Source organism: Phaeobacter sp. A36a-5a, from assembly GCF_037911135.1.
In the GTDB taxonomy this organism is placed as follows: Bacteria; Pseudomonadota; Alphaproteobacteria; order Rhodobacterales; family Rhodobacteraceae; genus Phaeobacter; species Phaeobacter bryozoorum.
Genome location: NZ_JBBLYU010000001.1, coordinates 840,638 through 867,629 on the forward strand (window position 1 = coordinate 840,638; position 26,992 = coordinate 867,629).

General features: G+C 61.9%; 23 protein-coding genes. 13 read left to right on the forward strand and 10 right to left on the reverse strand.

Going from position 1 to position 26,992, the window contains the following annotated elements; genetic code table 11:
- The first annotated feature begins 252 nt into the window (after positions 1-252).
- The 7 genes from WLQ66_RS03920 to WLQ66_RS03950 all read left to right on the forward strand — a co-directional run bounded on the left by WLQ66_RS03920 (position 253) and on the right by WLQ66_RS03950 (position 6,558).
- Positions 253-714: a methyltransferase family protein gene (locus WLQ66_RS03920; protein ID WP_340545081.1), complete on the forward strand. Its 462-nt coding sequence runs from the start codon at positions 253-255 to the stop codon at positions 712-714.
- 137 nt (positions 715-851) lie between these two features.
- Positions 852-2,423, forward strand: a complete 1,572-nt coding sequence (locus WLQ66_RS03925; protein ID WP_340545082.1) for a Re/Si-specific NAD(P)(+) transhydrogenase subunit alpha — start codon at positions 852-854, stop codon at positions 2,421-2,423.
- 13 nt (positions 2,424-2,436) lie between these two features.
- Positions 2,437-3,870, forward strand: a complete 1,434-nt coding sequence (locus WLQ66_RS03930; RefSeq protein WP_340545083.1) for an NAD(P)(+) transhydrogenase (Re/Si-specific) subunit beta — start codon at positions 2,437-2,439, stop codon at positions 3,868-3,870.
- A 98-nt stretch (positions 3,871-3,968) separates the two neighbouring features.
- Positions 3,969-4,343: a VOC family protein gene (locus tag WLQ66_RS03935; protein ID WP_340545084.1), complete on the forward strand. Its 375-nt coding sequence runs from the start codon at positions 3,969-3,971 to the stop codon at positions 4,341-4,343.
- A 70-nt stretch (positions 4,344-4,413) separates the two neighbouring features.
- Entirely contained in the window at positions 4,414-4,782 is a 369-nt protein-coding gene (locus tag WLQ66_RS03940; RefSeq protein WP_340545085.1) for a MerR family transcriptional regulator, read from the forward strand.
- A complete protein-coding gene (locus WLQ66_RS03945) occupies positions 4,775-5,146 on the forward strand; it encodes a carboxymuconolactone decarboxylase family protein (RefSeq protein ID WP_340545086.1) in 372 nt (123 codons plus the stop codon). Before WLQ66_RS03940 ends, WLQ66_RS03945 begins: the two co-directional genes overlap by 8 nt.
- A gap of 131 nt (positions 5,147-5,277) precedes the next feature.
- On the forward strand, positions 5,278-6,558 hold the full coding sequence (locus tag WLQ66_RS03950; RefSeq protein WP_340545087.1) for a DUF3422 family protein: 1,281 nt from the start codon (positions 5,278-5,280) through the stop codon (positions 6,556-6,558).
- Here WLQ66_RS03950 and WLQ66_RS03955 read toward each other — a convergent pair.
- The 4 genes from WLQ66_RS03955 to WLQ66_RS03970 all read right to left on the reverse strand — a co-directional run bounded on the left by WLQ66_RS03955 (position 6,494) and on the right by WLQ66_RS03970 (position 11,658).
- On the reverse strand, positions 6,494-7,567 hold the full coding sequence (locus WLQ66_RS03955; protein WP_340545088.1) for a YeeE/YedE family protein: 1,074 nt from the start codon (positions 7,565-7,567) through the stop codon (positions 6,494-6,496). The genes WLQ66_RS03950 and WLQ66_RS03955 overlap by 65 nt on opposite strands.
- 265 nt (positions 7,568-7,832) lie before the next feature.
- A complete protein-coding gene (locus WLQ66_RS03960; RefSeq protein ID WP_340545089.1) occupies positions 7,833-8,804 on the reverse strand; it encodes an ABC transporter permease in 972 nt (323 codons plus the stop codon).
- Entirely contained in the window at positions 8,797-9,804 is a 1,008-nt protein-coding gene (locus WLQ66_RS03965; RefSeq protein WP_340545090.1) for an ABC transporter permease, read from the reverse strand. The genes WLQ66_RS03960 and WLQ66_RS03965 overlap by 8 nt, the downstream gene beginning before the upstream one ends.
- 153 nt (positions 9,805-9,957) lie before the next feature.
- A complete protein-coding gene (locus WLQ66_RS03970; RefSeq protein ID WP_340545091.1) occupies positions 9,958-11,658 on the reverse strand; it encodes a peptide ABC transporter substrate-binding protein in 1,701 nt (566 codons plus the stop codon).
- A 329-nt stretch (positions 11,659-11,987) separates the two neighbouring features.
- Between WLQ66_RS03970 and WLQ66_RS03975 the strand changes: the two genes are divergently transcribed.
- The 5 genes from WLQ66_RS03975 (at position 11,988) to WLQ66_RS03995 (ending at position 18,812) form a co-directional block, all read left to right on the forward strand.
- A complete protein-coding gene (locus tag WLQ66_RS03975) occupies positions 11,988-13,808 on the forward strand; it encodes an ABC transporter ATP-binding protein (protein ID WP_340545092.1) in 1,821 nt (606 codons plus the stop codon).
- 4 nt (positions 13,809-13,812) lie between these two features.
- Positions 13,813-14,979 carry an acetylornithine deacetylase gene (argE, locus tag WLQ66_RS03980; protein ID WP_340545093.1) on the forward strand — a complete coding sequence of 389 codons (1,167 nt, stop codon included), beginning with the start codon at positions 13,813-13,815 and terminating at the stop codon, positions 14,977-14,979.
- A 241-nt stretch (positions 14,980-15,220) separates the two neighbouring features.
- The gene (locus WLQ66_RS03985; protein WP_340545094.1) at positions 15,221-16,387 is read left to right on the forward strand and encodes a M20 aminoacylase family protein; all 1,167 of its coding nucleotides are present in this window, start codon (positions 15,221-15,223) and stop codon (positions 16,385-16,387) included.
- A gap of 10 nt (positions 16,388-16,397) precedes the next feature.
- The gene (locus WLQ66_RS03990) at positions 16,398-17,561 is read left to right on the forward strand and encodes a M20 aminoacylase family protein (protein ID WP_340545095.1); all 1,164 of its coding nucleotides are present in this window, start codon (positions 16,398-16,400) and stop codon (positions 17,559-17,561) included.
- Between the two features lie 87 nt (positions 17,562-17,648).
- Positions 17,649-18,812 carry a M20 aminoacylase family protein gene (locus WLQ66_RS03995; RefSeq protein ID WP_340545096.1) on the forward strand — a complete coding sequence of 388 codons (1,164 nt, stop codon included), beginning with the start codon at positions 17,649-17,651 and terminating at the stop codon, positions 18,810-18,812.
- A gap of 84 nt (positions 18,813-18,896) precedes the next feature.
- Here WLQ66_RS03995 and WLQ66_RS04000 read toward each other — a convergent pair whose 3' ends face one another.
- Genes WLQ66_RS04000 through moaA form a run of 3 tightly spaced genes read right to left on the reverse strand, consistent with a single transcriptional unit; the run spans position 18,897 to position 22,306 of the window.
- On the reverse strand, positions 18,897-19,940 hold the full coding sequence (locus tag WLQ66_RS04000) for a glycosyltransferase family 4 protein (protein WP_340545097.1): 1,044 nt from the start codon (positions 19,938-19,940) through the stop codon (positions 18,897-18,899).
- Between the two features lie 13 nt (positions 19,941-19,953).
- Positions 19,954-21,297 (reverse strand): 3-deoxy-D-manno-octulosonic acid transferase, encoded by a 1,344-nt coding sequence (locus WLQ66_RS04005; RefSeq protein WP_340545098.1) that lies wholly within the window; start codon positions 21,295-21,297, stop codon positions 19,954-19,956.
- A gap of 1 nt (position 21,298) precedes the next feature.
- Complete coding sequence (gene moaA / locus WLQ66_RS04010) at positions 21,299-22,306, reverse strand: GTP 3',8-cyclase MoaA (protein ID WP_340545099.1); 1,008 nt, start codon at positions 22,304-22,306, stop codon at positions 21,299-21,301.
- A gap of 102 nt (positions 22,307-22,408) precedes the next feature.
- Here moaA and WLQ66_RS04015 point away from each other — a divergent pair, with 102 nt between their 5' ends.
- A complete protein-coding gene (locus WLQ66_RS04015; RefSeq protein ID WP_340545100.1) occupies positions 22,409-22,879 on the forward strand; it encodes a hypothetical protein in 471 nt (156 codons plus the stop codon).
- A 119-nt stretch (positions 22,880-22,998) separates the two neighbouring features.
- On the opposite strand, the gene WLQ66_RS04020 is transcribed toward WLQ66_RS04015, so the two are convergent.
- Genes WLQ66_RS04020 through glmU form a run of 3 tightly spaced genes read right to left on the reverse strand, consistent with a single transcriptional unit; the run spans position 22,999 to position 26,878 of the window.
- Entirely contained in the window at positions 22,999-23,718 is a 720-nt protein-coding gene (locus WLQ66_RS04020; protein ID WP_340545101.1) for a DNA alkylation repair protein, read from the reverse strand.
- The gene (gene glmS, locus WLQ66_RS04025) at positions 23,715-25,523 is read right to left on the reverse strand and encodes a glutamine--fructose-6-phosphate transaminase (isomerizing) (RefSeq protein ID WP_340545102.1); all 1,809 of its coding nucleotides are present in this window, start codon (positions 25,521-25,523) and stop codon (positions 23,715-23,717) included. Before glmS ends, WLQ66_RS04020 begins: the two co-directional genes overlap by 4 nt.
- Positions 25,523-26,878 (reverse strand): bifunctional UDP-N-acetylglucosamine diphosphorylase/glucosamine-1-phosphate N-acetyltransferase GlmU, encoded by a 1,356-nt coding sequence (gene glmU / locus WLQ66_RS04030; protein WP_340545103.1) that lies wholly within the window; start codon positions 26,876-26,878, stop codon positions 25,523-25,525. Before glmU ends, glmS begins: the two co-directional genes overlap by 1 nt.
- Positions 26,879-26,992 lie beyond the last annotated feature (114 nt).

The following is a 26,992-nucleotide window of genomic DNA, read 5'->3' on the forward strand; positions in this document are numbered from 1 at the left end:
CTGTGAGCGGTAGCTGAACTCAGCATGCCGATCAGTTGCGGCAGGCATGCAAAAGTATACGTGGTCATTCGCAACAATATATGCAGGATCATGCCGCAAACGGAACGGATTCGCCGTTTCACGACCATTTTGGGCAATCTGTCCTTATCCTTCGGAAGTCATCTCCGAAGGCTGGACGTTCTGGCCACATGAGGGAAAACTGCCGCTGATGCGCATCAAGACCGACAAGGATCACCCGGAGTGCCGTCTGCAATGAAATGGATTGACGTGCCTCCTGTGTGGTTGCTGGGGTTTGCAGTGCTGGCCTGGTGTCAGGCACGTTTCCTGCCTATGGGGCTCGAATTGTCGCATGGCGTGATCGGCGCCGTCGTCGGGCTGGTCAGCGGCCTCTTGATCGGAGCGGGAGTCATTCTGATGCTGCTCGCGGTGATGGAAATGCGGCGTCATAGGACGACGCTGCATCCACACGGGCAGCCAAGCCAGCTGGTTCAATCGGGTATTTTCAAACGCAGCCGCAATCCGATCTACCTAGGTGATTGCCTGCTGCTGCTCGGACTGATCCTGCGGTTTGACGCGGTGCTGTCGCTGATACTGCTGCCGGTCTTTGTCTGGGTGTTGGAACGCCGTTTCATCCTGCCCGAGGAAAACCGGTTGCGGCGGCAGTTCAGGGCGCAGTGGGGGCGCTACGAAAAAGACACAGGACGATGGCTGTGACGGATTTGCGGCACCGCAGCAAAGTGTTGCGGCGACGCAGCGAAACTGTTGCGCAAAAATATTGCGCAATGTAGTCAAAATATTTGCGATCCGTGCTCAGTCAGTCTGATGCGGACACAAAGAGGGGGACCGACAAGGTGAAAATAGGCACACCAAAAGAAGTGTTTGACGGCGAGGCGCGGGTTGCGATGACCCCGGACTCCGCGGTTCAACTGCAAAAGCTGGGGTACGACTGCGCGATTGAAAGCGGTGCCGGGGCAGCGGCAGGTTTTTCTGACGCCACCTACGAGGCTGTCGGCGTCGAGATCATCAAGACACCGGCCGCATTGTGGAAAGCCTGCGATATCGTTGCCAAGGTGCGTCAGCCCACCGAAGCGGAGCTGAAGCGGATGACAGCGGGCAAGACGCTGATCTCCTTCTTCAATCCCGGCGGCAATAGCGAAGGTCTGGAACTCGCCAAATCCAAGGGCGCCAATGTGATCGCCATGGAAATGGTGCCACGTATCAGCCGTGCCCAGAAAATGGACGCGCTGTCGTCGATGGCCAATATCGCAGGTTACCGCGCCGTCATTGAGGCCGGGAATAACTTTGGCCGGTTCTTCACCGGTCAGATCACAGCTGCGGGCAAGGTTCCTCCGGCCAAGGTTCTGGTGGTTGGTGCAGGGGTTGCAGGCCTTGCGGCGATTGGCGCCTCTACCAGCCTGGGTGCGGTGACCTACGCCTTTGACGTGCGCCCCGAAGTGGCGGAGCAGGTCGAAAGCATGGGGGCCGAATTCGTCTATCTGGATTTCGAGGAAGACCAGCAGGATGGCGCGGCAACCGGCGGCTATGCTGCGGTCTCCAGCCCGGAGTTCCGTGAAGCGCAGCTCGCGAAGTTCCGCGAACTGGCTCCCGATGTCGATATCGTCATCACCACCGCGCTGATCCCCAACCGCGAGGCTCCCAAGCTGTGGCTTGAGGATATGGTCGCCGCGATGAAGCCGGGTTCGGTGATCGTTGACCTTGCAGCCGAAAAGGGCGGCAACGTCGAAGGCACGGTGATGGACGAAAAAGTGGTAACCGAGAATGGCGTGACCATCATCGGCTATACCGATTTCCCGAGCCGGATGGCCGCGCAGGCCTCGACGCTTTATGCCACCAACATCCGCCATATGATGACTGACCTGACGCCCGAGAAGGACGGTCAGATCAATCACAACATGGAAGACGACGTAATCCGCGGCGCCACGGTGACCTTCGAGAAGGAAATCACCTTCCCGCCGCCACCGCCCAAGGTGCAGGCCATCGCGGCCCAGCCGAAGAAAGAGGTGAAGGAACTGACGCCCGAAGAGAAGCGGGCGCAGGAGGTCGAAGCCTTCAAGCAGCAGACCAAGAACCAGGTCACCCTGCTGGCTGTGGGCGGTGCCTTGGTGCTGTTTGTGGGGCTGTTTGCCCCCGCGAGCTTCATGCAGCATTTCATCGTGTTTGCACTGGCCTGTTTCGTGGGCTTCCAGGTGATCTGGGGCGTTGCCCATTCGCTGCATACGCCGCTGATGGCTGTCACCAATGCGATTTCCTCGATCATCATCCTCGGCGCGTTGATGCAGATCGGATCCGGGTCGTTCCTGGTGATTTTCCTTGCGGCGCTGTCGGTGTTCATGGCCGGGATCAATATCTTCGGCGGGTTCCTCGTCACGCGGCGCATGCTTGCCATGTTCCAGAAATCTTAAGGAGGCCGGGAGTATGGACTTTGGCTTTACAACTGCCGCCTATGTGGTTGCGGCTGTTCTCTTCATCTTGTCGCTGGGCGGCCTGAGCGGTCAGGAAAGTGCGAAACGCGCGGTCTGGTACGGCATTGCGGGTATGGCGCTGGCGGTTCTGGCAACCCTGATTGGTCCCGGTGCCGGTCTTTGGCTGTTGTCGATCGTCCTGATCGCCGCAGGCGGTATCATCGGCTACTACGTCGCCAAACGCGTGCAGATGACCGAAATGCCGCAGCTGGTGGCGGCGATGCACTCGCTGGTGGGTCTGGCTGCGGTGTTCGTGGGCTTTATCGCCCATATCGAGCTGGGCCGCGTTCTGGCGATGGATGACACTGCGAAAAAGGCGCTCGAAGGCTTTGGTGCGCTTCTGGCCAAGAAAGACGGTGTCGAGATCGCGATCCTGCGGGTGGAACTCTTCCTCGGTGTCTTCATCGGTGCCGTGACCTTCACCGGGTCGGTGATTGCCTATGGCAAGCTGGCAGGCAAAGTGTCCTCGGCGGCGACCAAGCTGCCCGGCGGCCATATGCTGAACGCCGGTGCTGCGGGTCTCTCGCTGATCTGTCTGATCTGGTATTTTAACACTGGCGGTTTCTTCCCGCTGTTCCTGATGACCCTGGCAGCGCTGTTTATCGGCTACCACCTGATCATGGGTATTGGCGGCGCGGATATGCCCGTGGTTGTCTCCATGCTGAACAGCTACTCCGGCTGGGCCGCGGCGGCGATTGGCTTTTCGCTCGGCAACGATCTGTTGATCGTGGTTGGCGCGCTTGTGGGCTCCTCTGGTGCGATCCTCAGCTACATCATGTGTAAGGCGATGAACCGGTCCTTCATCTCGGTGATCCTGGGCGGCTTTGGCGGCACGGCTGGTCCGGCGATGGAAATCGACGGCGAGCAGATCGCGATTGATGCCGATGGTGTGGCCGCTGCCCTGGATGAGGCCGACAGTGTCGTCATCATCCCCGGCTACGGTATGGCAGTGGCGCAGGCCCAGCAGAATGTGGCTGAGCTGACCCGCCGTCTGCGTGCCAAGGGCAAGAACGTCCGCTTTGCGATCCATCCGGTTGCAGGTCGTTTGCCGGGCCATATGAACGTGCTCCTCGCCGAGGCGAAAGTGCCCTACGATATCGTGCTGGAAATGGACGAGATCAACGAGGACTTCCCGGAAACGGATGTGGCCATCGTCATCGGCTCCAACGACATCGTGAACCCGGCGGCTCAGGAAGACCCGAACTCGCCCATCGCCGGTATGCCGGTGCTGGAATGCTGGAAGGCGAAACAGGTGTTCGTCTCCAAGCGCGGGCAGGGTACGGGCTACTCGGGCATCGAGAACCCGCTGTTCTTCAAGGAGAATACCCGCATGTTCTATGGCGATGCCAAGGCCAGCCTGGATAAACTGCTGACCATGATCAGCTGATTGTTCGGCGTATCGCTGCACATACCGAAAGAGCGCTCCTGCCGGGGCGCTCTTTTTTCGTGATCCTGTGGTATCATTCGCCAGCCGAGGAGGATGATATGGAAAAGGCCCAAGGCATAGGTGGCGTGTTTTTCCGCGCCAAAGACCCCGAAGCGCTGAGCCGGTGGTACAATGACCATCTGGGGATTGACCCCGTCGGCGGAACCCCCTGGATGCAGGGCGGCGGCTACACCGTCTTTGCTCCATTTGCCGAGGATACCGATTATTTCGGAGATACCAGCAAACAGTGGATGATCAATTTCCGGGTGACGGATCTGGCCGCGATGATCGCCCAGCTGACCGCCGCCGGTATCGCTGTTGAGACCCGGCTGGAGTGGGACGGCGAGATTGGCTATTTCGCGCGGTTGCATGACCCGGAGGGCAATCCGATAGAACTCTGGCAGCCGATCGGACGCGCCGCAGATACCGCTTGAGCTGGAGTGTACTCCAACCGCTAGGGTGTCCCGACTCACCCATGAGGGGTGGGCAGCAAGAGAGATGTGCATGAAGATTTCAGAGGTGGCGATGGCCACGGGGCTGAGCGTGGATACCCTGCGCTTTTACGAGAAGATCGGGTTGATTGATCCGCCGGCGCGGGATGCCGCCGGGCGGCGGGTCTATGATCGCGAAATCCTGGGCTGGATCCGCTTTCTGGGGCAGCTGAACGCCACCGGAATGAAACAGGCGGATCGGGTCCGCTATGCCCGGTTGCGGGCGCGGGGGCGCGAAACCCTGGCCGAACGCCGCGCAATGCTGGAGGCCCACCGCGAGGTGATCCGCCAGCAGCTGGAGAAGCTTCATGACACGCTTGCCCTGATGGATCGCAAGGTTGCGATCTACCACGAGCTGGAGAAGGAAAGCGCAGATGTCTGACGCAGTGACCAAGGGCCGTAATCTGTTGGCCGAATTGAACCCGGAGTTGGAGAATATCCTGGCAGAGCGCTATGACGCCCATCTGCCCGGAATGTCGGAGAGCCTGGTGGAATGGGCCTATGGGCGCCACTACGCACGCGCGGGGCTGGACCTGCGGACACGGCAGCTCTGTACGGTTGCGGCGTTGACTGCGCTTGGCGGTCAGACCGCGCCGCAGCTCAAGGTGAATATCGCCAACACCCTCGCCGCAGGGGCAAGTGAAGCCGAGATTCTGGAGGTCATCTGGCAGATGGCGGTCTATGGCGGCATGCCTGCGGCCATCAATGGTTTGAATGCGGCGATTGAGGTGTTCGAGGCGGCATAATGTCGGCAAGAGCTGAGGGCTGCCCCATAATTGTATACGGTTGTATCCAGTTAAGGTATTGAAAAAACGTAATTCTTTACAGGTTGCTCCACCTCGGCTAACCTGTGGTCTGCTGCTCAGGGAGACCATAGATGCCGCCGATCCAAGACCACCCGCTGCGCTACCAGCTGGCCAATGAGCTGCACGCCCGCCCGTTCCCGACGATGAGCAACCCCTCGACGGTGATCTACCTGGCGATCAAGCAGCCGCAGGAGGCCGTGCATCGGGACCGCAGCCGGGACCTTGCGCATCTGGTCGATCTCTTGGACCGTCACGGTGTCGCCCACCCGACGCCGGGGGCGACCCATCATTCGGTGCAGCTGGGCCGCCATACGCTCAAATGGGAACAGCATACTGAATTTGTGTCCTACACCCTGTATTTCGACGGTATCAGCGCCCGCCCGTATGATCCTGCGGATTTTGATGTCTTCCCGTCGGACTGGCTGGCGGAGGCTCCGGGTCAGCGCATCACTTCGATCATGCTGCGGGTCTTGCCTCGTGGCGAAACCTCTGACGTTCGGGCGGCTCTGACCGATTGGTTTGTGCCGGAAAGCCTCGCCGTGGCCCGAGTGCTGGACGACAGCTGCGTGGTGGCGGGGGATTTCCGCATTGATCCGGCTGGGCATATGCGGTTTGCGGTTTTCCCGAACCGGGAAACCGGCGCCCAGCGGATCGGCCGGGTGGTGCAGCGCCTTTGCGAGATTGAGACCTATCGGGCGATGTCGATGCTCGGGTTTTCGCGGGCGCGCGGGCTGAGTCCGACGATTGGCGCGCTCGACACCCATTTGAGCGAGATGATGGCCGAGATGACCGGGGATCGCATGCCGGCGGAACAGACCCTTGCGCAGCTGCTCACGGTCTCGGCTGAGCTGGAGGCGATGGCGGCGCAGGCGGCGTTCCGCTTTGGTGCGACGGGGGCCTATGATGCGCTGGTCAACCAACGGATCGCCCTGCTGCGCGAGACCCGGTTTGAAGGGTATCAGACCTTTGCCGAGTTCATGCTGCGCCGATTTGAACCGGCGATGCGCACGGTGAAGTCAACCGAAGGGCGGCTCGCTACGCTGGCAGACCGGGCGCGTCGCGCCGGGGAGCTGCTGCGAACCCGTGTCGATGTGGAACGCAGTGCCCAGAACCAGGCCCTTCTGGAAAGCATGGACCGCCGCGCCGATATGGCGCTGCGGCTGCAACATACGGTGGAAGGGCTGTCAGTGGTGGCGATCAGCTATTACGCTGTGTCGCTGGCGTCTTATGCGCTCTATCCCCTCGCGGCGGTGCTGGACCTCAGCAAGGGGATGATGACGGCAGCACTTACTCTGCCGGTTGTGCTGCTGGTCTGGCTCGCGGTGCGGCAGATCCGGAAGCGGCTGCATTGAGCAGGGCGTCTGCCGCCAAACCGCCTGCGCCAATCGACAGCAGTGCCAGAACAGCCGCTAGGCTGAGGGTTGGGATACCGGCGAGACCGGCCCCGACTGTGCAGCCGCCAGCCAGTACACCGCCAATCCCCATCAGCACCGCGCCAGTGAGGTAGCGGCCGGTCTGTCGCGGGCTTTCAAAGCTCTGCCACTGGAAGCGACCGCTCAGCAGGGCGGCGACCAGCGCGCCAATCAGCACGCCGCCCACCAGCCCGGTCCCGAAGCCCGCAGCCACGGCGCTGGACGCCAGCGTGTAGAATAGTGTTTCCGCCGAAGGCGCGGTGAAGGAGAGGCTCTCCATGGCGATGGGGTCAAATTCATCATACAGCACATAGCCAGTGCCGACCCAGGCCAGCGGCACCAGCGCGCCGATGGCGGCCCCCCCGGCCAGCATCAGCGGATGATTGCCCGAGCGCAGAGCGATGACAAGAGCGGCCGCAACGATCGGCCCGGCGCCCGTCAGCGCGCCGCCGGGCAGTGCGGTGAGAGAGGCGAAATCCCCAATCGGCACCGTGACGCCGCCGATCCAGCTGCGCAGCGGTGCAAGCACGCCTTTGAGCGTGGCGTGGGCGACAATTGCAAAGGTCACGATCACAACCAGCGCCCGCAGGTTGCCGCTGCCGGTCAGAACCATCAGGCGCGAGACGCAGCCACGGGTCAGCACCATGCCGGCCCCAAACATAAGGCCGCCCAGTACCACCGCAGCAATTGGCAGATCCGCGACCATCAGGCGGTGCTCGGCAAAGCTGATCCAGCCCTGCGCCACGGCGGCCTGCGTGCCGAGAACAGCAACGGCCAGCGCCATTGTCCAGACGCCTGCGGCCTGACGGCGATCAGCGCCGACAATAGCGCGGCGGAAACAGAAGCGGGTCAATTGCGCCAGCCCGCCGAACAGGACACCGACAGCGAGTGCAAACAGAACCGAAACGGCCCGCGCGGTGGTGTCTTCAAAGCCAAGTGTCTCGAACATATGCGGCCTCCATTGCTGCGAGCGGATTCGTCGCGTTTGGAATATTTTCCCGAAATGGCCGGTTTCTCTGATCTGAGCAACCCTATGGCACCAAGCTGGCGCGGCATCCGGCAGAATGATGTTCTCTGCTAGGTGTCCTTCGCAGGCTATGTGTCCCAGCCCTGCCGCTGCGGGCAAAAACAAACCGGCCACCCGGGAGAAGTGGCCGGTTGATATGTTTTTATTTGAATGTGTTGAGCTGTTCTGCCCTCACATCTCTGGGTGGTCAGCGCCCGCGGATCCGTGGGTCCAAGGCGTCGCGCAGACCGTCGCCGAGGTAGTTCACGCTCAGCACGGTGAGAGAGATCGCCATACCGGGCCAGAACACCCGCTCCGGGTATTGCTGGAGATAGTCCGTCGCATCATAGAGCAGACGCCCCCATGTCGGGAAATCAGGCGGGAAGCCCAGGCCGAGGAAGGACAGGGCGGATTCGGTGATGATCGCGGTTGCAATCCCCAGCGTGGCCGAAACCATGATCGGTGACAGCACGTTGGGCAGGATGTGCCGCGAAATCAGCTTGCTGTTGGTGGTGCCGATGGAGCGGGCCGCAAGAACGAATTCCCGTTCCTTGATCGCCAGCACATCGCCACGCACGATCCGCGCGGTGGGCATCCAGCTGGTGATGCCGATCGAGGCCACGATCAGGATAAAGATCCCCTGTTCCGGGCCGAAGGCGGCATTCAGCGGCTCGCGGAACAACAGCATCATCACCAGCAGCAGCGGCAACAGCGGCAGCGCCAGGAACAGATCGGTCAGGCGCATCAGCGGTCCGTCGAGACGTTTGAAGAACCCTGCGAGAACGCCAACCAATGAGCCGAGGAACAGCGCCAGAAGCATCGCGGTCAGGCCAACGGAGACCGAGGTCGCGCCGCCTGCCATCATCCGGGCCAGCATGTCACGCCCCAGCTGATCCGTGCCAAAAGGATGCGCCCAGCTTGGGCTCTGATTGCGGGCACGGATATCAATGCGGGTGGCATCAATGTCCCAGAAAAACGGGCCGAGATAGACGGCCAGTATGATCAGCAGGAACAATGCCCCGCCAAGCATGGCGCCCTTGTGTGACTTGAACTGATCCCACACATCCAGCCACTGGCTGCGGGGTGGTTGGTCCAGTTCTTCGATCACGCCCGCCGCAGGCAGCGCGGTCGAGGCGGGCACAATCCCTTCGTCGGGCACCAGACGGTCCTTATCAGTCATAGCGGATCCTCGGGTCTAGAATGCCATAGAGCACGTCGGCAATCAGGTTGAACAGCACGATCAGCACGGCAAAGATGAAGGTCAGCGTCTGCACCATCGGCAGGTCGTTGGCCTCGATCGCGCCGATCAGCAGCTGGCCGATGCCGTTCACCTTGAACACCTGTTCGGTGATGATGGCGCCACCGAAGATCGACGGAATCCCCAGCGCGATCACGGTCACGACCGGGATCATCGAGTTGCGCAGAACATGGACCATGACGACCACATATTCGCTGAGGCCCTTGGCGCGGGCGGTGCGGACGTAATCCTGATTGAGGTTGTCCAGCATCGAGGCCCGCATGAACCGGCTCAGCTGTGCGGTGATTTGCAGCGCCAGCACCATGACCGGCATGATCATCTGTTGCAGCTGCTTTACAAAAGACTCCCAACTGTTCACGATATGAGTGGTGTCGTAGATCGATGGGAACCAGCCCAGCTGGACCGAGAAGATCACAATCACCAGTACGCCGGAGAAGAAGGGCGGCACCGAGAAACCCACCATCGACACAAATGTGCCGACCTGATCGAACCAGCTATACTGGCGATAGGCCGAATAGATGCCGATGGGCAGGGCGATGGCGATGGCGACCAGATAGGCGGTGCCCACGACCCACAGGGTCTGGGGAATACGCTGCACGACGATATCCATCACCGGCGAGCGGGTCTGCCAGGAGATCACCCGCAGGTCACCTGCGGAGAAGCTGGTGCCAAAATAATAATCGATCAGAACCTGAGGTTCGATCCAGAAGAACTGCACGATCCATTTCCAGAATCGGATATGCGCGGGTTGGCCAAGGCCAAGCGCTTCGCGCATCTTTTCTTTGACTTCGGGGGGGACGGTCAGAGGGACCTGAGCCATCGGGTCACCGGGCGCAAGTTCAAGCAGCAGGAAGATCACCAGGCTGATGAACAGAAGCGTCGGTACCGACAGGACAAGGCGTCTGATTGTAAAGGTCAGCATCCAGTAGGCGCCTTTGCAATTGGAAGAATGGGGTGGAACTGGGCGGTCTTTTGCCTGAGATCCATTTCTGGCCGACGCAATGACGTCATTCGGACGTGAATGGCAAGAGGCCCCAGCGCGTTAACCGGGGCCTCTGCAGGCGTTTGACGCTGCTTACTCGGTGCGGTGCCAGTCAGCGGCGTTCCACAGTTCGCTGTCCCAGACGTTCAGATCCACACCGCCAAGGGTGTTGGAGCGCGCGGAGAGGCGACCACGGTGCACCAGCGGAATCATGCCACCTTTTTCGACAATGATGTCGTTCAGGCGCTTGGCGATTTCCGCGCGGGCTTCCAGACCTGCGGTCTGCGCCAGCTCTGCGTGCAGCTTGTCGAACTCTTCGTCACAGAAGCGGGAGATGTTCTCGCCCTGCCACTGGGTCTCGGGACGCGGTGCCTTGTCGCACAGACCGTTGCCCAGGTAGGACTGCGGATCGGTGCCATTGAAGGTGTTGGCGTACATTTCGACGTCAGCATAGAACTTCTGGAAGGTGTCGGGGGAACCCGGATCACCACCGAAGAAGACGGATGCGTTGATGTTGCGCAGCTCGGTTTCGATGCCGATTTCGCTCCACCACTGTTTGATCAGCGCCTGGAAGTCCTGACGCACAGCGTTGGTCGAGGTCTGATACAGGATCTTCATCGGCTTGCCATCGGGGGTTTCCCGTACGCCGTCGCCGTTGGTGTCCTTGTAGCCTGCTTCGTCCAGCATGGCGTTTGCGCCTGCGATGTCCTGAGTGTCACAGGTCATCGAGTCGGAGTTGAAGGCCGCAGGTGCCGGTACCCAGTTACAGGTGACCTTACCAGCCTTGCCATAGCCGATTTCCACCAGCAGCGGGCGGTCGATGGCCATCGACATTGCTTTGTAGACCGCAGGATCGCTGAGGAACGGATGCGGGCGGATCACCGAACGCTCATCCGGGCCAAGTGCCGGATCGGGGTTGGTGTTGTTCAGCATGATGCGTTCGACCAGCGGGCCGAAGCCAGCAACTGGCACGCCTTTGCCGCCGGCTTCCATCTGGGCGACCACTTCGGGCGCCAGCTGAAGGTTCCAGGCGTAGTCGAATTCACCGGTTTCCATCACCGCACGGCCCGCAGCAGTAGCGTCGCCGCCCCCTTTGAACAGGAGCTTGGCAAAGGCCGGCTTGGCCGGGTCGCGGTAGTTGTTGTTGGCCGACATGGTGATCACGTCGTTGGGCTTGAACTCATCCACGACAAACGGGCCGGTGCCGATCGGGGCAAAGTTCGCTTCAGTACACTCAGGTGCCTTGGCGCCCAGGCATTCGGCAAATTGTGCCGCCTGAATGATCGGGCTTTCGCCGCCGACAAACGGGCCATAGGGGAAGGGGGTCGGCTTGTCGAAGGTGACCTTGACGGTCAGATCGTCAACGGCCTCGACATTGGTGACACCTTCGAATTTGGTCACCTGCGCGCAGCCGCCCTCGGGGTGCATGCAGTATTCGGCGGTGAATTTCACGTCATTCGCGGTGAGGGGCGTGCCGTCGGACCACAGGATGCCGGGTTTGATTTTCCAGGTGATCGAGGTGAGGTCTTCGCTCACGCCGCCATTGTCGACGGTGGGAATGTCCTCAACCAGGTAGGGAACCATCTCACCTTGCGGGTCGTAGCGGGCCAGCGGCTCGATCACGAGGGAGGCGGATTCCACATCCTTGGTGCCACCCGAAAGGAAGGGGTTCAGGATCGAGGGCGCTTGCCAATAAATAATGTTAACCTGGCCGTCGGATCCCCGTTCGGCAAAGGCTGCGGGAGCAAGCGCGGCTGACGCAATTGCACCCAGCAAAAGGGTCTTGATTTTCATAATTCACTCCTTGTCGGACACGTATGTGCCTTCTTTATGACCGGGGCTTTGGCGCCCCGGAGATTTGCCACATCACTGCGGTCTGTGCGTTTGAGCACGCGCTATCTGCCGGGCGTTGGCTGCGATCACGTTACCGCGATCATGGCTTGCAACCGGAGGCAGGCGTGGCTGCACTGAAGGTATCGAATACAGACTCCTGCCAAATTGCAAGACTTCCGTCGGAGAAAAAATCGCGCAGGGTTAGGAGGTGGGTTTGACGGGGTCAACGCAGGTGCGTACACATTTCTGTTAACGCCATCGAAAAAGAAGAACACGAAGGGGACGTCACGGTGCTGGATCAACCAATCGCGCAAATTAAGGGACTCCGGGTGGAGTTTCAGACAAAGGACGGTCCGGTTGTGGGGGTGAAGGATGTCTCCTTTGACATCAATCCCGGCGAAACCGTTTGCATCGTTGGCGAATCCGGGTCCGGCAAATCGGTGTCCTCGCTGTCGCTGATGCGGCTGGTTGAGTTCGGCGGCGGCGACATTACCTCGGGGCAGCTGCTGTTTGACCGTCGCGACGGCGAGGAGGTCGACCTCGGCAAGACCGATCAGGCGCTGATGAAACAGATTCGCGGCAATGAGATCGGAATGATCTTTCAGGAGCCGATGACCGCGCTCAACCCGGTGTTCACCGTTGGCCGTCAGCTGACCGAAGGGTTGCGGATCCACAAGAACCTCAACAAGAAACAGGCCGAGGCCCGTGCGCTGGAACTGCTGCGTGAGGTGCGGATCCCCGAGCCGGAGCGCCGCCTGAAACAATATCCACACGAACTGTCCGGGGGTATGCGCCAGCGGGTCGTGATTGCGATGGCCATGGCCTGCGAACCGCGCCTGCTGATCGCGGATGAGCCGACAACCGCGCTTGATGTGACCATCCAGGCCGAGATCCTGGCGCTGATGGACCGGCTGAAGCGCGAGACCGGCACTGCGGTGATGTTCATCACCCACGACATGGCCGTCGTGGCGCAGATGGCGGATCGCGTTGTTGTCATGTATCGCGGCAACAAGGTCGAGGAAGGCACCGTCACCGAAATCTTCGAGAACCCGCAGCACGACTATACAAAGGCGCTGCTGGCCGCCGTTCCCAAACTGGGCGAGATGCGCGGCAAGGACTACCCGGAGCCGATGAAGCTGATGGGTGTGGAACAGCAGGAGATCAAGCCGATCAAGGGCAGCGACGAGGTGCTGCTGGAGGTGCGCAACCTGGTGACCCGCTTCCCGGTAAAAGGCGGCGTTCTGCGCCGCACCATAGCCAATGTTCACGCGGTGGAGGATGTCTCCTTCAAGGTGTTCAAAGGGCAGACGCTGTCGCTGGTCGGGGAATCCGGCTGCGGCAAGTCCACTGCCGGGCGGTCGATCCTGCGGCTGGTGGAGCCGCTGTCCGGGTCGGTGGAATTTGAAGGGCGCGATATTCTGGGTCTGAACCCGCGGGAGCTGCACAAGGCGCGCCTTGATATGCAGATGATTTTTCAGGATCCCTTTGCCTCGCTCAATCCGCAGATGCAGCTGCTGGATCAGGTGGCGGAGCCGATGCGCAACTATGGGCTTGCCTCCGGCTCCGAATTGCAGGACCGCGTCGCCAATCTGTTCGACAGGGTGCATCTGCCGCGCAGCTTCATGCGCCGGTATCCGCACGAAATGTCCGGCGGTCAGCGGCAGCGCATTGCCATCGCCCGCGCGCTTGCGCTCAACCCGAAACTTATCGTCGCGGATGAGGCCGTTTCGGCGCTGGATGTGTCGGTACAGGCGCAGGTGCTTAACCTGATGATGGAACTGCAATCAGAATTGGGCCTGTCCTTCTTGTTCATCAGTCACGATATGGCGGTGGTCGAACGGGTCAGCCATCAGGTCGGTGTGATGTACCTTGGCCGTATCGTGGAACTGGGACCGCGGGCGCGGGTCTTTGAGAACCCGCAGCACGCCTATACGCAGGCCTTGATGAAGGCGGTGCCGATTGCCGATCCAAATCAGCGCAAATCGGAGAAGGACCTGAATTTCAAACCGATCCCATCGCCGATCCATGATCTGAACTACGAGCCGGAGCCATCGCAATATATCGAGGTGGAACCGGGGCATTTCGTTCTGACAACTGATAGCGGCTACTAAGGGTATGGCAGATCAGCTCAGCCCGCTGGAGATCATGACCAAGCTGATCTCCTTTCCCACTGTCAGCAGCGAAACCAACCTGCCGCTGGTGGATTGGGTTGAGGGCTATCTGGCAAGCCACGGCATCACCGCGCATCGCTGGGTCGATCCCGAGCAGCCGCATAAAGCGGCGGTTTTTGCCCATGTTGGCCCCGAGGTCGAGGGGGCTGTTGTGCTCTCGGGGCACACGGATGTGGTGCCGATCGAAGGCCAGCCCTGGGACAGCGATCCCTTCACCGTGGTCGAGAGGGATGGCAAGTATTACGGGCGCGGCACCTGCGATATGAAAGGCTTTGACGCGCTGGCGATCTGGGCGCTGGTGGCCGCCCATTATCGCGGCGTCGCGCGGCCCTTGCAGCTGGCGCTCAGCTTTGACGAAGAAGTCGGATGCACCGGCGCGCCGCCCATGATTGTCGCGATGCAGGAGGTCCTGCCAAAAGGATCCTGTGTCATCGTTGGTGAGCCTTCGGTGATGCGACCGGTGACCGGCCACAAGGGCGGGATCGGCTACAGCACCCATCTGGTGGGTTTTGAGGTGCACAGCTCGCTCATGCACACCGGTGTCAGCGCCATCATGCAGGGCGCCCGGCTGATCGACTGGGCCAATGCCCGCAATGCCGAGAATATGGCTAAGGCGCCGGATGAGGTTGCAGCGCTGTTCACGCCTCCCTTTACCACCTGCCATGTCGGGATGATCAACGGCGGAACCGCGCATAATATCACCGCAAAGGACTGTCGCTTCGTGATGGATTTCCGCGTGGTGCCGGGCGAATCTGCCGCCGACTGGGAGGCCGCCTATCTGGCCAGGGTGCGTGAGGTTGAGGCGGAGATGCAGGCGATCCATCCCGACACCCGCATCGACGTCAGCAAGAAATTCAACGTTCCGGGGCTGGTCCCCGAGGTCGAGGGCGAGGCAGAGACGCTGGTGCGCTCGCTCACCGGGGATAATGGCACCCATGTGGTGAGCTATGGCACCGAGGCCGGACAGTTTCAGGAGGCGGGCTATTCCGCCGTGATCTGTGGCCCGGGTGACATTGCCCAGGCCCATCAGCCCAATGAATATATCGAGGTGTCGCAGTTCGACGCTGGCCACCACTTCATGCAGCAGCTGGTCGACCGGCTGGCATCCTGAGCCCAGAACAACGGCGCGTCGGCGGCAGCTGTTTGGGCTGATCGCGGCCTAAGGAGATCTGCTTGCACGTCGATACTTGATAAGGCAACTTTTCTGGCAGAGAGTGGCCGCAGACCCCGGAGGTTAGCGCTGTCGCCGGTCTGCACTGCCTGACTGAACGCGCATCGCCCAGGTGCAGGCTCAGTGCGCATCAGCCAGCGGTGCGGTTGGGGAACGACGGATCAAGTGTAGGGAGACACCCATGCCGATCAAGAATCGCCTGTCCGAAATGCACGCCGAAATCACCGGCTGGCGACGTCACCTGCATCAGATGCCCGAGCTGCTCTATGAGGTGCATAAGACAGCGGCCTTCGTCGAGGAAAAGCTACGCAGCTTTGGCATCACAGACATCACCACCGGGATTGGCCGGACCGGGGTTGTCGCTGTGATCGAGGGCAAGGCGAACACCTCTGGCCGGGTCATTGGCCTGCGCGCGGATATGGACGCGCTTCCCATCACCGAGGCGACCGGGCTGGACTATGCGTCGCAGACACCGGGGCTAATGCACGCCTGTGGCCATGATGGTCATACCTCTATCCTGCTTGGGACCGCCAAATACCTGGCCGAGACCCGCAATTTCGACGGCAAGGTTGTGCTGATCTTCCAGCCCGCCGAAGAAGGCGGCGCCGGGGGCAAGGCGATGTGTGACGATGGCATGATGGATCGCTGGAACATTCAGGAAGTCTATGGCCTGCACAATGCTCCGGGGATCCCTGTGGGCGAATTTGCCATCCGGTCCGGGCCTCTGCTTGCCTCCTCCGATGAGTTCGAGATCAGGGTGACTGGGGTCGGCGGCCATGCAGCAACCCCGCATGAGGCGATTGATACCACGCTGGTCGCTGCACAGATCGTGGTCTCGCTCCAGTCTATCGTGGCGCGCAATATCGACCCGCTGAAACGTGTGGTGTTGACCGTTGGCACATTTGAGACAGACAGTACCGCCTCTAATGTCATTGCCCATACCGCGCGTCTGCAGGGGACGGTGCGGACGCTGGAAACGGAGTGCCGCGGTCAGGCCGAGATCCGTGTGCGCCGCATTGCGGAGGATATCGCCTCTGCCTATGGCGCCCATGCCGAGGTGATCTGGACGCCGGGCTATCCGGTCACCGTAAATACCGAGGCTGAGACCGGATACGCGGTTGAGGCCGCGCGCGCTGTTGCGGCCAAGGTCAGCGATGACACCGACCCGATCATGCCCTCCGAAGATTTCGCCTATATGCTGGAAGAACGTCCGGGCGCCTATATCTTCCTCGGCAATGGCGACACCGCCATGTGCCACCACCCGGCCTATGATTTCGACGATGAGGCAATTCCGCTGGGGTGTAGCTGGTTTGCCGAACTGGTCGAACGACGTCTGCCCGCAGCCTGAGGATTATCCGATGCCCGTGAAGAACCGCTTTGCCGAAATGCACGCTGAAATCACCGCCTGGCGTCGGGATATCCACCAGCACCCCGAAATTCTGTATGAGACGCACCGCACCAGCGCGCTGGTTGCCGAGAAACTGCGGGCCTTTGGCTGCGACGAGGTGGTGACCGGTATTGGCAGGACCGGGGTTGTCGGGGTGATCCGGGGGCGCAGCGACACGCAGGGCCGCGTGATCGGCCTGCGGGCCGATATGGATGCACTTCCTATGGCGGAGGATACCGGCCTGCCACATGCGTCGAAGATCGACGGGGCAATGCACGCCTGCGGCCATGACGGTCATACTGCGATGTTGCTCGGGGCTGCGAAATATCTGGCGGAGACGCGCAATTTCGATGGTGCGGCGGTGGTGATCTTTCAGCCCGCAGAAGAGGGCGGCAACGGTGCGGAGGCCATGTGCAAGGATGGGCTGATGGACCGTTTCGGCATCGACGAGGTCTATGCCATCCACAATTCGCCGGGGCTGGAGCTGGGCCAATTCGCGCTGCGGCCCGGCCCCATTCTGGCATCGGTCGACGAGTTCATCATCCGTCTTCAGGGGCGCGGCGGCCATGCTGCCAAACCGCAGGAAACCGTCGATACCACGGTGATGATGTGTCAGCTGATCACCGCCCTGCAATCCATCGTGTCGCGGAACGTCGATCCGGTGATGCAGGCAGTTCTATCGGTCACCTCGGCAGAAACGTCATCGAAGGCCTATAACGTCATTCCCGACCGGGCCGAGGTAAAGGGCACCATTCGCACCCATTCTCCGGACGTTCGGGCGCAAATCCCGGAACGGCTGCGCGCGGTGACTGCCGGTATCGCGCAGAGCTTTGGCGGTTCGGCGGAGGTGGAGTTCGTGAACGGCGTGCCGGTGACCATCAATGACGCTGCCGCAACCGAATATGCCCATGCGGCTGCGGTGGCTGTGGCCGGTCGTTGCGCGGAGGTGCCCCTGGCGATGGGGGGCGAGGACTTCTCCTTTATGCTGGAGGAACGCCCCGGTGCGATGATCCGCGTCGGCAATGGTCCCTCTGCTGGGCTGCATCACCCGGCCTATGATTTCAACGATGACGCAATTCCCAGCGGATGCAGCTGGTTTGTCACCCTGATTGAGCAGCGCCTGCCGCTGCCCTGACGGGCAGGCGCTGCGCCCTGATCCAATTACCCGAATACGGCGCAGACCATGACGGTCGGCGCATTGAGCAAAAAAGAGGATATTATCATGCCTGTGAAGAACCGCTTTGCCGAACTGCAAGAGGAAGTCACCGCCTGGCGCCGTGACATTCATGAAAACCCAGAAATCCTGTTCGAGACCCATCGCACCAGCGCTCTGGTCGCTGAGAAGCTGAAAGAATTCGGCTGCGACGAGATTGTCACCGGCATTGGCCGGACCGGTGTTGTGGGCGTGATCAAGGGCAAGTCTGACAGCTCCGGCAAGGTCATCGGTCTGCGCGCCGATATGGACGCGCTGCCGATCCATGAGCAGACCGGTCTGGATTATGCCTCCAAAACCGATGGCGCGATGCATGCCTGTGGCCATGACGGCCATACTGCGATGCTGCTGGGGGCGGCCAAATACCTGTCTGAGACCCGCAATTTCGACGGTACTGTCGTGGTGATCTTCCAGCCCGCCGAAGAAGGCGGCGGCGGCGGCAAGGAAATGTGCGACGACGGCATGATGGATCGCTGGAATATCCAGGAGGTCTATGGGATGCACAACTGGCCGGGTCGGCCGGTTGGATCCTTTGCGATCCGCCCGGGTGCTTTCTTTGCAGCGACTGACCAGTTCGACATCACCTTTGAAGGGCGCGGTGGCCATGCCGCAAAGCCGCAGGAAACCATCGACACCACCGTGATGACGGCGCAGGCGGTGCTGGCGCTGCAAACCATCGCCTCGCGCAATGCGGACCCGGTGCATCAGATCGTTGTGTCCGTAACCTCCTTTGAAACCTCCTCCAAGGCGTTCAATGTGATCCCGCAGAGTGTCCAGATCAAAGGCACCGTGCGTACGATGTCGGGCGATATGCGGGATCTTGCGGAGAAGCGCATCAAAGAGATCTGTGCCGGTGTGGCAGCGACCTATGGCGGCACGGCTGAGGTGACCTATCACCGCGGCTACCCGGTGATGGTCAATCATGAAGAACAGACCGAATTTGCAGCCAAAGTGGCCCGCGACATCTCCGGCAGCTGCGATGACGCGCCGCTGGTGATGGGGGGCGAAGACTTTGCCTTCATGCTGGAAGAGCGCCCCGGTGCCTATATTCTGGTCGGCAACGGCGATACCGCCGCCGTGCACCACCCGGAGTACAACTTCAACGATGAGGCGATCCCGGCGGGCTGTAGCTGGTGGGCCGAAATCGTCGAGCAGCGCATGCCTGCTGCCTGATCAGCCCGTCATCCAGTCGGTGACCTGCTTGCCTGTCCCATCGGGGCAGGCAATTTGCGTTCTGGCCGGGGAAGGGGAGCTGGATCAGCCTGCGGACCAGAGGTCCTGATAGACCGCGTCAATCCCATCGGCCTCGGCGCTTGCGCTAAAGGCCGTTACCGCGAGGTCACGCCCGGCGCGCCCGAAATCCAGCAGCTGATCGGGTGTCGACAGCAGGCGATCAGCCGCTGCCGCCGCGGCCTCGGCAGCTTCCAGCGGCACCACCGTCCCAACCGTTCCCTGTGCGGAGAACGCGCGGTAGTAGCCTGTGTCTGACCCGACAAAGGGGACGCCGCTTGCCAGCCCCTCCAGCGGAGCCATGCCATAGCCCTCATAGCGCGGCAGCTGCATCACCAAGGACAGCGCCCGTATCATACGCGGCAGATCGCCAGCCGGAATTTCGCCGGGAAAGAGGATGCGATCGCCAAGGCCAGCCGCCGCAATCCGGGCTTGCAGCCCCTTCAGAAAGCCCTGATGCTCCCGCGCGGCGCGGCCGACCACCAGAGCCACTAGACCGGGGTGATCCGGCAGCAGGCGCAGCATGGCGTCCACGAATAGATCGGTGCCCTTCTCGGGGCGAATGCGCCCGATGGTGGCAATCCCCTGCTGGCCTCCATACCCCAGCGCGGCCCAGGCGGAACTGCGGTTTTCCGCCGGTGTGAACAGATCTGTATCGACGCCATGTGGCACCACCGCGCGGACATGCGGGACATAGGCCGCTGCGGCCTCGGTGGTGGCGATCACAGCGTCCATGCGCGAGATCAGCCAGCGGGGAAAGGCCGAGTGGCGCCGCTGCGCCGCCGAGGTGAAGACAATGCGGATGGGCAGGCGCAGGACGTCGCGTGCCCAGATCGCCGCACGCATTTCGGTGTTGCGCCTCACATGCCAGATGGCAAAGGGTTTGGCGGGATCATGCCTGCGTGAGGCCGCGCGGGCAGCGGCGATGCTGATGGGGTCCGGGCAGCCGGGCAGGGGGCGTCCGACGAGCGCCATATCATAGCGGCCCGCCTGCTGACGGATCACATTGGCTGCGGTTGCCGAAACGCCGGTGAAGTTGCGATTGAAATTGGTGACAAGAAGGTCGGCCATCTACGGGTCCCGTTCAATGGGGCTGGCGGGCGGGCGACAGCGCCAGATTGTCGATCAGCAGATCAACCACGCCATCAAGCGCTGCGGCCTGTGCCGCGACCACGCCACGGGCCGCGTCGCGCGCTGCGTTGAGGGCGGCATCATCATCCATCCAGTGGCTTACGGCACCTGCTAGCCCCTTGGCATCATTGACCTCGACCGCGCCGCCCGCGCTGATCAACGGCGGATAGGTCTCGGCGAAGTTGGAGTATCCCGGACCCGTGATCACGGCAGCGCCTGCCTGTGCTACCTCAAAGGGGTTATGGCCGCCGATGGGCGCAAGGGAGCCACCAAGAAACACGATGGGCGACAGCGCATACCAGGTGCCGACTTCGCCCAATGTGTCGGCAAGATAGACCTGGGTATCCGCTGTCAGCGGCTGACCGGCGCTACGGCGCGCAACGCTGAGGCCTGCCAGCTCGATCAGCGCGATGATGTCCTCGGCTCGTTCCGGGTGGCGGGGGGCCAGCAGCAGGCAGATGTCCGGGTCCTCGGCCAGCAGCGCCTTATGCGCGGCGATCACGGTCTCTTCCTCGCCCCGGTGCGTGGAGCTGGCCACCCAGAGCGGGCGCTCGCCAAGCTCTGCGCGGACCGCATCAAGGGCCGCCTGATCGACGGGCAGCGGAGCGGAACCGGCCTTGAGGTTGCCGCTGGGATGGACTTTGTCCGGTGCGGCGCCCAGCTCGATCAGGCTTTCCCCCATCTGCGGGTTCTGGCTGAGCAGCAGATCAAACTTCTGCATCACAAACGCCGCGGTGGCCGGTTTCGATTTCCACCGCGCCACAGACCGGGCCGAGAGGCGGGCGTTGACCAGCGCGAGCCGCACAGCAGCCTGTTCAGCGGCATGGAGCGTTACCGGCCAAAGCTCGCTTTCGACAAAAAGCGCTGCGTCGGGCTGCCAATGGCGCAGGAACCGATCGACCGGGGCGGTGGCATCCAGCGGGGCGAACTGGTGGCGACAGTTGGCGGGCATACGCTTGGCCATCATCTCAGCCGAGCTGGCGGTGCCGGAGGTCAGCAGAAACTCCGCGCCGGGCAGCCGTGGGGCCAGTTTGTCAATCAGGCTGAGCGCTGCGAGGCTTTCACCGACCGAGGCCCCGTGCAACCAAAGCAGAGGCGCAGGCCTGCCGTCCGGTCCGCTTGGGGTCGGGCGCGGCTGGCTGGCATAGCCCAGACGCTCGCGCTGCCGTGTGGGAGAAACGCCATGGTCGGCGAGCTTGCCCGCCACCTTGCGAAAGGCGAATGGTGCCAGCAGCGCAGTGGCGCCACGGTAGAGGTGAAACAGCAGCGTCGGCGCGCTGGTCCTGCGGCTGGCCATGTCAGCCGCCGGTATGGCTCATGTGGCGTGGCATCTGCCCGTCCAGTTTTTGCCGGGAATAATCGAAATCATGCCCCTTGGGCTTGAGCGTGATCGCTGCCCGTATGGCCGCCTCCAGCGCCTGATCATCCTCGGGGTGATCCCGTAGCGGCGCGCGCAGGTCCGCCATGTCTTCCTGCCCCAGGCACATGTATAGCTCACCGGTGCAGGTCAGGCGCACCCGGTTGCAGCTTTCGCAGAAGTTATGCGACAGCGGCGTGATAAATCCGATCTTCTGGCCGCTCTCCTCCAGGCGGACATAGCGCGCCGGTCCGCCGGTCCGTTCGGTCAGATCAGTGACGCTGTAGTGATCCTCATAGGCGCGGCGCACGTCTTTCAGCGACCAATATTGACCCAGTCGGTTTTCATTGCCGATATCGCCCATCGGCATGACCTCGATCCAGGTCAGATCCATATCGCGCTCGGCGCACCAGCGGGTGATGGCGGGTAGCTCGTCCTCGTTGAAGCCTTTCAGGGCAACAGCGTTGATCTTGATCCGCAGCCCGGCCTTCTGGGCCGCATCAATCCCGCGCAGCACCTGGGGCAGGCGGCCCCAGCGGGTGATCTCGGCAAATTTGGCCTCGTCGATGGTGTCGAGCGAGACATTCACCCGCCGCACACCGGCGTCATAAAGATCCTGCGCGTATTTTTCCAGCTGCGAGCCATTGGTGGTCAGCGTCAGCTCCTTCAACGCCCCGCTTTCCAGATGCCGGGTCATGGCGCGGAAGAAAGTCATGATGCCCCGGCGCACTAGTGGCTCACCACCGGTGATCCGCAGTTTCTCAACACCAAGATTGACGAAGGTCGAACACATGCGATCCAACTCTTCCAGTGTCAGAAGATCCTTCTTCGGCAGGAAGGTCATGTTTTCGGACATGCAGTAGACGCAGCGAAAATCGCAGCGGTCGGTGACCGAAACGCGCAGATACGTAATGGCGCGGGCGAAGGGATCGATGAGTGGCGCTGTCATTCTTCTTAGGTAAAGCGGGGCGGCGCTTGCGGCAAGGGCTGAGTTTGGCCGAACCCGGGATTGCCGCTGGCAAAGCCGTGAGCGCGGAGCTAGTGTCGCGATATGCGTTATTCTGTTTTGATCCTGTCGTCTGTCGTGCTGCTTGGAGCCTGTGGCCAGTTGCAGTGGAATTCCTCGGTTCTGGGTGGGGGTAGACCCTCTGGCCCGGTTGGTGATCCGGTCAGTGATACGGCCGCTACGGTCCCGCTGGCGCCGGGTGTCGAACAGACACCGCTGGACGCTGCGAACGGTTCGGTTGCCTCGGTCGGCGCGGCTGCGGGCTATACCGGGCGCGCCTCAACCGTGGCCAGCCTCGGGGATCCCTCGCAGCCCGGCCTGTGGATGGACACGCCTTTGGTCGATAGTGCGCAGGTGGCGCGCGTGCGCTCGCCTCGGGGCACCGAGGTCACGCTGACTCTGCGTCCCATCGGCGGGGATACCGGCGCCGGAAGTCGGCTTTCGATTGATGCGATGCGCGCACTTGGGCTGCCGCTGACGGAGCTGGTCGAAGTTGAGGTGCTGCCTGCCGCCTGATCGGCCCTGAGGTCGTCACCTCCGGCGAGCCCCCCCCAAAAAAAGAAATGGCGCGAAGGATAGCTCCTGCGCGCCTATTTTGTTGGTAACAGCTGTTGCGAGTTTCCTGCCTGCGCGGTTCAGTCGGCGTGACTGGCAGCAGGCAGATGTTTGGCCGCTTCCTTGCGGGCAAAGGGCTTCATCGCTGCGCCATGTTCGGTAAGGAATGCGCGGGTGCGATCAGCGTCATGTTTGCTCAGATCGCGCAGCCACCAGGCGATGGATTTCTGAATGAACCAGTTGCGATCCGGCACGTAGCCAGCGGCCCAGCCGAGGATCCGCTCGCGTGCGGCCAGTTCTTCAGCTTTGGGGTTGGGCAGCTTGGCCCAGGGCAGGGTGGCAACCAGGGCTGCCCGGCGGGTCCACATGTGATCAGAGCCGGTCCAGCCCTCGACGATATCCAGACGTGCGGGCTCAGCCTGAAGGCGTTTCTGGATGGCCGAGGCTGCGTGGTCTGCAATGGCCCAGCTGTCAAAATCCGGCAGCCAGCTTTGCAGCAGGTCCCAGACCGGTGCGTCGTCCCTGATCCGCGCCTGTGTCAGCAGCTTTGCCGCCGCGATGCGCGCCTCGAACACATCGCTGGCCCAGAGCTCCTGCGCCAGCGCGCAGCGCGCGGCAACCCCATCGTCGCCCGAACTCAGCTGCTTGCGCCACTCCTGGCTCAGGCTGTTGATGGTGGGATTCGGAACCCCCAGCACAACGCGCTTCTGCTTGTGATAGCTGGCCATCTGAGCCGCGCGCGCAGGCTCGGCGGCGCTCTCCAGCGCGGCCAGTGCCACCTCCAGTGTCAGATCGCTCATTCCACCGTCACCGATTTTGCGAGATTGCGGGGCTGGTCCACATCGGTGCCCTTGGCGATCGCGGTGTAATAGGCGATCTGCTGCGCCGGCACCGCATAGAGGATCGGGGCCAGCGCATCGGGTACCTGCGGCATCACGATCACCTCATGGGTGCCATCACCGGCGATCTTGGCGCCTTCGGTGTCGGTCACCAGGATCACCTTGCCCCCGCGTGCCATGACCTCCTGCATGTTTGACACTGTCTTGTCGAACAGTGCATCACGCGGCGCCAGAACCACCACCGGCACCTTCTCGTCAATAAGCGCGATGGGGCCGTGTTTCAGCTCGCCGCTGGCGTAGCCTTCGGCATGGATATAGCTCAGCTCCTTGAGCTTCAGCGCGCCTTCCAGCGCCAGCGGATAGAGCTGCCCCCGCCCGAGGAAGATGATATCCCGTGCCTTCGCCAGCCCGCGTGCCGTAGCGGTGATCTGCTTGGCGCCCGTCAGTGACTGGTTGATCAGACCGGGCAGCGCGCGCAGATCGTCGGGCATTCCGGCAGGCAGGGCGATGCCGCGCTGTTGGGCCGCCCGCAGGGCGAGCAGCAGCAGGATGGTCAGCTGGCAGGTAAATGCCTTGGTCGAGGCAACAGAGATTTCCGGGCCGGCGTGCAGCGGCAGAAGCACATCGCTTTCCCGCGCGATGGAGCTTTCGGGGACATTGACCAGCCCCACGATCTGCTGCGCCTTGCCGTCCATGTAGCGCAGGGCGGCCAGGGTGTCGGCGGTCTCTCCCGATTGTGACACAAACAGCGCCATCGTCTTCTCCGACACCGGCGGCTCGCGGTAGCGGAACTCAGAGGCGACATCGACTTCGACCGGCATCCGGGCGATCTGTTCAAACCAGTATTTCGCAACCATGCAGGCATAATAGGCGGTGCCACAGGCGACCATGGTCAGCCGCTCGATCCTGGTGAAGTCCAGTTCGGACGGCAGCGCCAGCTGGCCATCCTCGCTCAGATAGGCTTTCAGCGCGCGGTCAATGGCAACCGGCTGTTCGGCGATTTCCTTGGCCATGAAATGCTTGTGGCCGTCCTTGTCGACGCGCGCATTTGCCAGCTGGATCTGGCGTTTTTCGCGGTTGGCGATGGCGCCGCGCTGGTCCCAGATATCGAGGCTGGTTCGGGTCAGTACCGCAAAATCGCCTTCTTCCAGATAGGTGATCTGGTCGGTGAACGGAGCCAGCGCTATCGCGTCCGACCCGACGAACATTTCGCCCTCGCCATGGCCGATGGCAAGCGGCGAACCCTTGCGGGTGGCGATCATCAGATCCTCTTCGCCCTCAAACAGGAAGGCCAGGGCAAACGCTCCGTCCAGACGCGACACGGTTTCGCGCGCCGCTTCGACCGGGGACTTGCCGTCGCTGATCAGCGCCTCGCAGAGCAGGGCGACGGTTTCGGTATCTGTTTCGGTCTCAAAGGTGATGCCTTTCTGACCCAGCTCCACACGCAGCTCTTTGAAGTTCTCGATGATGCCATTGTGGACAACGGCAACCCTGCCGGCCCGATGCGGGTGGGCGTTGCTGACCGTCGGCGCCCCATGGGTGGCCCAGCGGGTATGGCCGATACCGGATTTGCCGCGCAGCGGTTCATGAACAAGAAGATCGGAAAGGTTCACCAGCTTTCCCACCGCACGGCGGCGGTCCAGCGCGCCGTCACTGACGGTGGCGATCCCGGCGCTGTCATAGCCGCGGTACTCCAGCCGCTCGAGAGCCTTGACCAGGATTGGGGCCGCTTCATGATTGCCAAGAACGCCGACGATGCCACACATTATTCGGCTCCTTTGCCAAGACGGGCCTTCTTGGCGCGCAGCATGTCCATCAGCTTGCGCGCCCGCCCGGGTTTGTTCTGTTGCTCGGCGCGCGCAATGGCCAATGCGCCGTCCTCGACGGATTTCGTGATCACGGCTCCGGTCGCGGTCATGGCCTGATTGCCGACGCGCACCGGGGCCACCAGCATGGTGTTGGACCCGATAAAGGCACCCGCTCCGATTTCGGTCCGGTGTTTCATCACGCCGTCGTAGTTGCAGGTGATCGTTCCCGCGCCGATATTGGTACCGGCACCAACGCTGGCATCGCCGATGTAGCTGAGGTGGTTGACCTTGGCGCCCTCGGCAATTTCAGCATTCTTGATCTCAACGAAATTGCCGATGTGGGTGTTCTCTGCCAGCTCTGCACCGGGGCGCAGGCGGGCATAGGGGCCGACCTTGGAGCCGCGCGAGATATGGCAGCCCTCAAAATGTGAGAATGATCGGATGAAGACACCGCTTTCGACCGTGACATCGGGGCCGAAGACCACATTGGGCTCGATGATCGTGTCGCGGCCGATGACGGTGTCAAAGGCCAGATAGACCGTCTCCGGATCCATCAGCGTGACGCCATCCTCCATCAGCGCGGTACGTGCACGGCGCTGGAAGATGCGGTCGGCTTCGGCCAGATCCGCGCGGGAATTGATGCCAAGGGTCTCGGCCTCATCGCAGGAGACCGCAGTGACCCGAAGCCCATCGGCGCAGGCCAGTTCCACAAGATCTGTGAGATAATATTCGCCGGAGGCATTGGCGCTGTCGACACGGTCAATCAACGCAAACATCTGCGCCGCATTGCCGGCCATCAGCCCGGAATTGCAGAAATCAATCGCGCGCTCGGCCTCGGTTGCGTCCTTGTATTCGACAATACGTTCCAGGCTGTCTCCATTCATGACCAGGCGGCCATAGCGTGCCGGATCAGCTGCGGTGAAGCCCAGAACCACCAGATCGGCGTTCTGCCGTGCGGCGATCATATGTTCCAGCGTTTCGGCGCTGACAAAGGGCGTGTCGCCATAAAGCACGACGATATCGCCCTCGAAACCGGTCAGTGCCTCACGCGCCTGCGCGACGGCATGAGCTGTACCAAGCTGTTCGTCCTGAAAGACAATTTCGACATCTTCGTCGATATCGGCCAGGGCTGCCCGTACATAATCCGCGCCGTGGCCGGCCACCACGATGGTGCGCTCGGGGACCAGCGCGCGACCGGCGGACAGCGTATGTTCCAGCATCGGGGCGTGGGCAATGGGATGCAAAACCTTGGGCAGGTCGGAGTTCATCCGGGTGCCTTTGCCTGCGGCCAGAATGACGAGGGCGGTGCTCATGTGATGTTTTCTCTTTGTCTTTTCAGCGCCCCCGTTTTATCCGCTAACAGCAGGCGCGCAAGGCAAAGCGCCATCAAACAAGGTTGCGGCTTGCAACAAGCGGTGGCGGAAACG

Excerpts from the sequence above, each read along its gene's own strand:
- WLQ66_RS03920 (WP_340545081.1), top strand. The coding sequence starts at position 253 with ATGAAATGGATTGACGTGCCTCCTGTGTGGTTGCTGGGGTTTGCAGTG.
- WLQ66_RS03930 (WP_340545083.1), top strand. The coding sequence starts at position 2,437 with ATGGACTTTGGCTTTACAACTGCCGCCTATGTGGTTGCGGCTGTTCTC.
- WLQ66_RS03935 (WP_340545084.1), top strand. The coding sequence starts at position 3,969 with ATGGAAAAGGCCCAAGGCATAGGTGGCGTGTTTTTCCGCGCCAAAGAC.
- WLQ66_RS03940 (WP_340545085.1), top strand. The coding sequence starts at position 4,414 with ATGAAGATTTCAGAGGTGGCGATGGCCACGGGGCTGAGCGTGGATACC.
- WLQ66_RS03945 (WP_340545086.1), top strand. The coding sequence starts at position 4,775 with ATGTCTGACGCAGTGACCAAGGGCCGTAATCTGTTGGCCGAATTGAAC.
- WLQ66_RS03950 (WP_340545087.1), top strand. The coding sequence starts at position 5,278 with ATGCCGCCGATCCAAGACCACCCGCTGCGCTACCAGCTGGCCAATGAG.
- WLQ66_RS03955 (WP_340545088.1), bottom strand. The coding sequence starts at position 7,567 with ATGTTCGAGACACTTGGCTTTGAAGACACCACCGCGCGGGCCGTTTCG.
- WLQ66_RS03960 (WP_340545089.1), bottom strand. The coding sequence starts at position 8,804 with ATGACTGATAAGGACCGTCTGGTGCCCGACGAAGGGATTGTGCCCGCC.
- WLQ66_RS03965 (WP_340545090.1), bottom strand. The coding sequence starts at position 9,804 with ATGCTGACCTTTACAATCAGACGCCTTGTCCTGTCGGTACCGACGCTT.
- WLQ66_RS03970 (WP_340545091.1), bottom strand. The coding sequence starts at position 11,658 with ATGAAAATCAAGACCCTTTTGCTGGGTGCAATTGCGTCAGCCGCGCTT.
- argE (WP_340545093.1), top strand. The coding sequence starts at position 13,813 with ATGGCAGATCAGCTCAGCCCGCTGGAGATCATGACCAAGCTGATCTCC.
- WLQ66_RS03985 (WP_340545094.1), top strand. The coding sequence starts at position 15,221 with ATGCCGATCAAGAATCGCCTGTCCGAAATGCACGCCGAAATCACCGGC.
- WLQ66_RS03990 (WP_340545095.1), top strand. The coding sequence starts at position 16,398 with ATGCCCGTGAAGAACCGCTTTGCCGAAATGCACGCTGAAATCACCGCC.
- WLQ66_RS03995 (WP_340545096.1), top strand. The coding sequence starts at position 17,649 with ATGCCTGTGAAGAACCGCTTTGCCGAACTGCAAGAGGAAGTCACCGCC.
- WLQ66_RS04000 (WP_340545097.1), bottom strand. The coding sequence starts at position 19,940 with ATGGCCGACCTTCTTGTCACCAATTTCAATCGCAACTTCACCGGCGTT.
- WLQ66_RS04005 (WP_340545098.1), bottom strand. The coding sequence starts at position 21,297 with ATGGCCAGCCGCAGGACCAGCGCGCCGACGCTGCTGTTTCACCTCTAC.
- moaA (WP_340545099.1), bottom strand. The coding sequence starts at position 22,306 with ATGACAGCGCCACTCATCGATCCCTTCGCCCGCGCCATTACGTATCTG.
- WLQ66_RS04015 (WP_340545100.1), top strand. The coding sequence starts at position 22,409 with ATGCGTTATTCTGTTTTGATCCTGTCGTCTGTCGTGCTGCTTGGAGCC.
- WLQ66_RS04020 (WP_340545101.1), bottom strand. The coding sequence starts at position 23,718 with ATGAGCGATCTGACACTGGAGGTGGCACTGGCCGCGCTGGAGAGCGCC.
- glmS (WP_340545102.1), bottom strand. The coding sequence starts at position 25,523 with ATGTGTGGCATCGTCGGCGTTCTTGGCAATCATGAAGCGGCCCCAATC.
- glmU (WP_340545103.1), bottom strand. The coding sequence starts at position 26,878 with ATGAGCACCGCCCTCGTCATTCTGGCCGCAGGCAAAGGCACCCGGATG.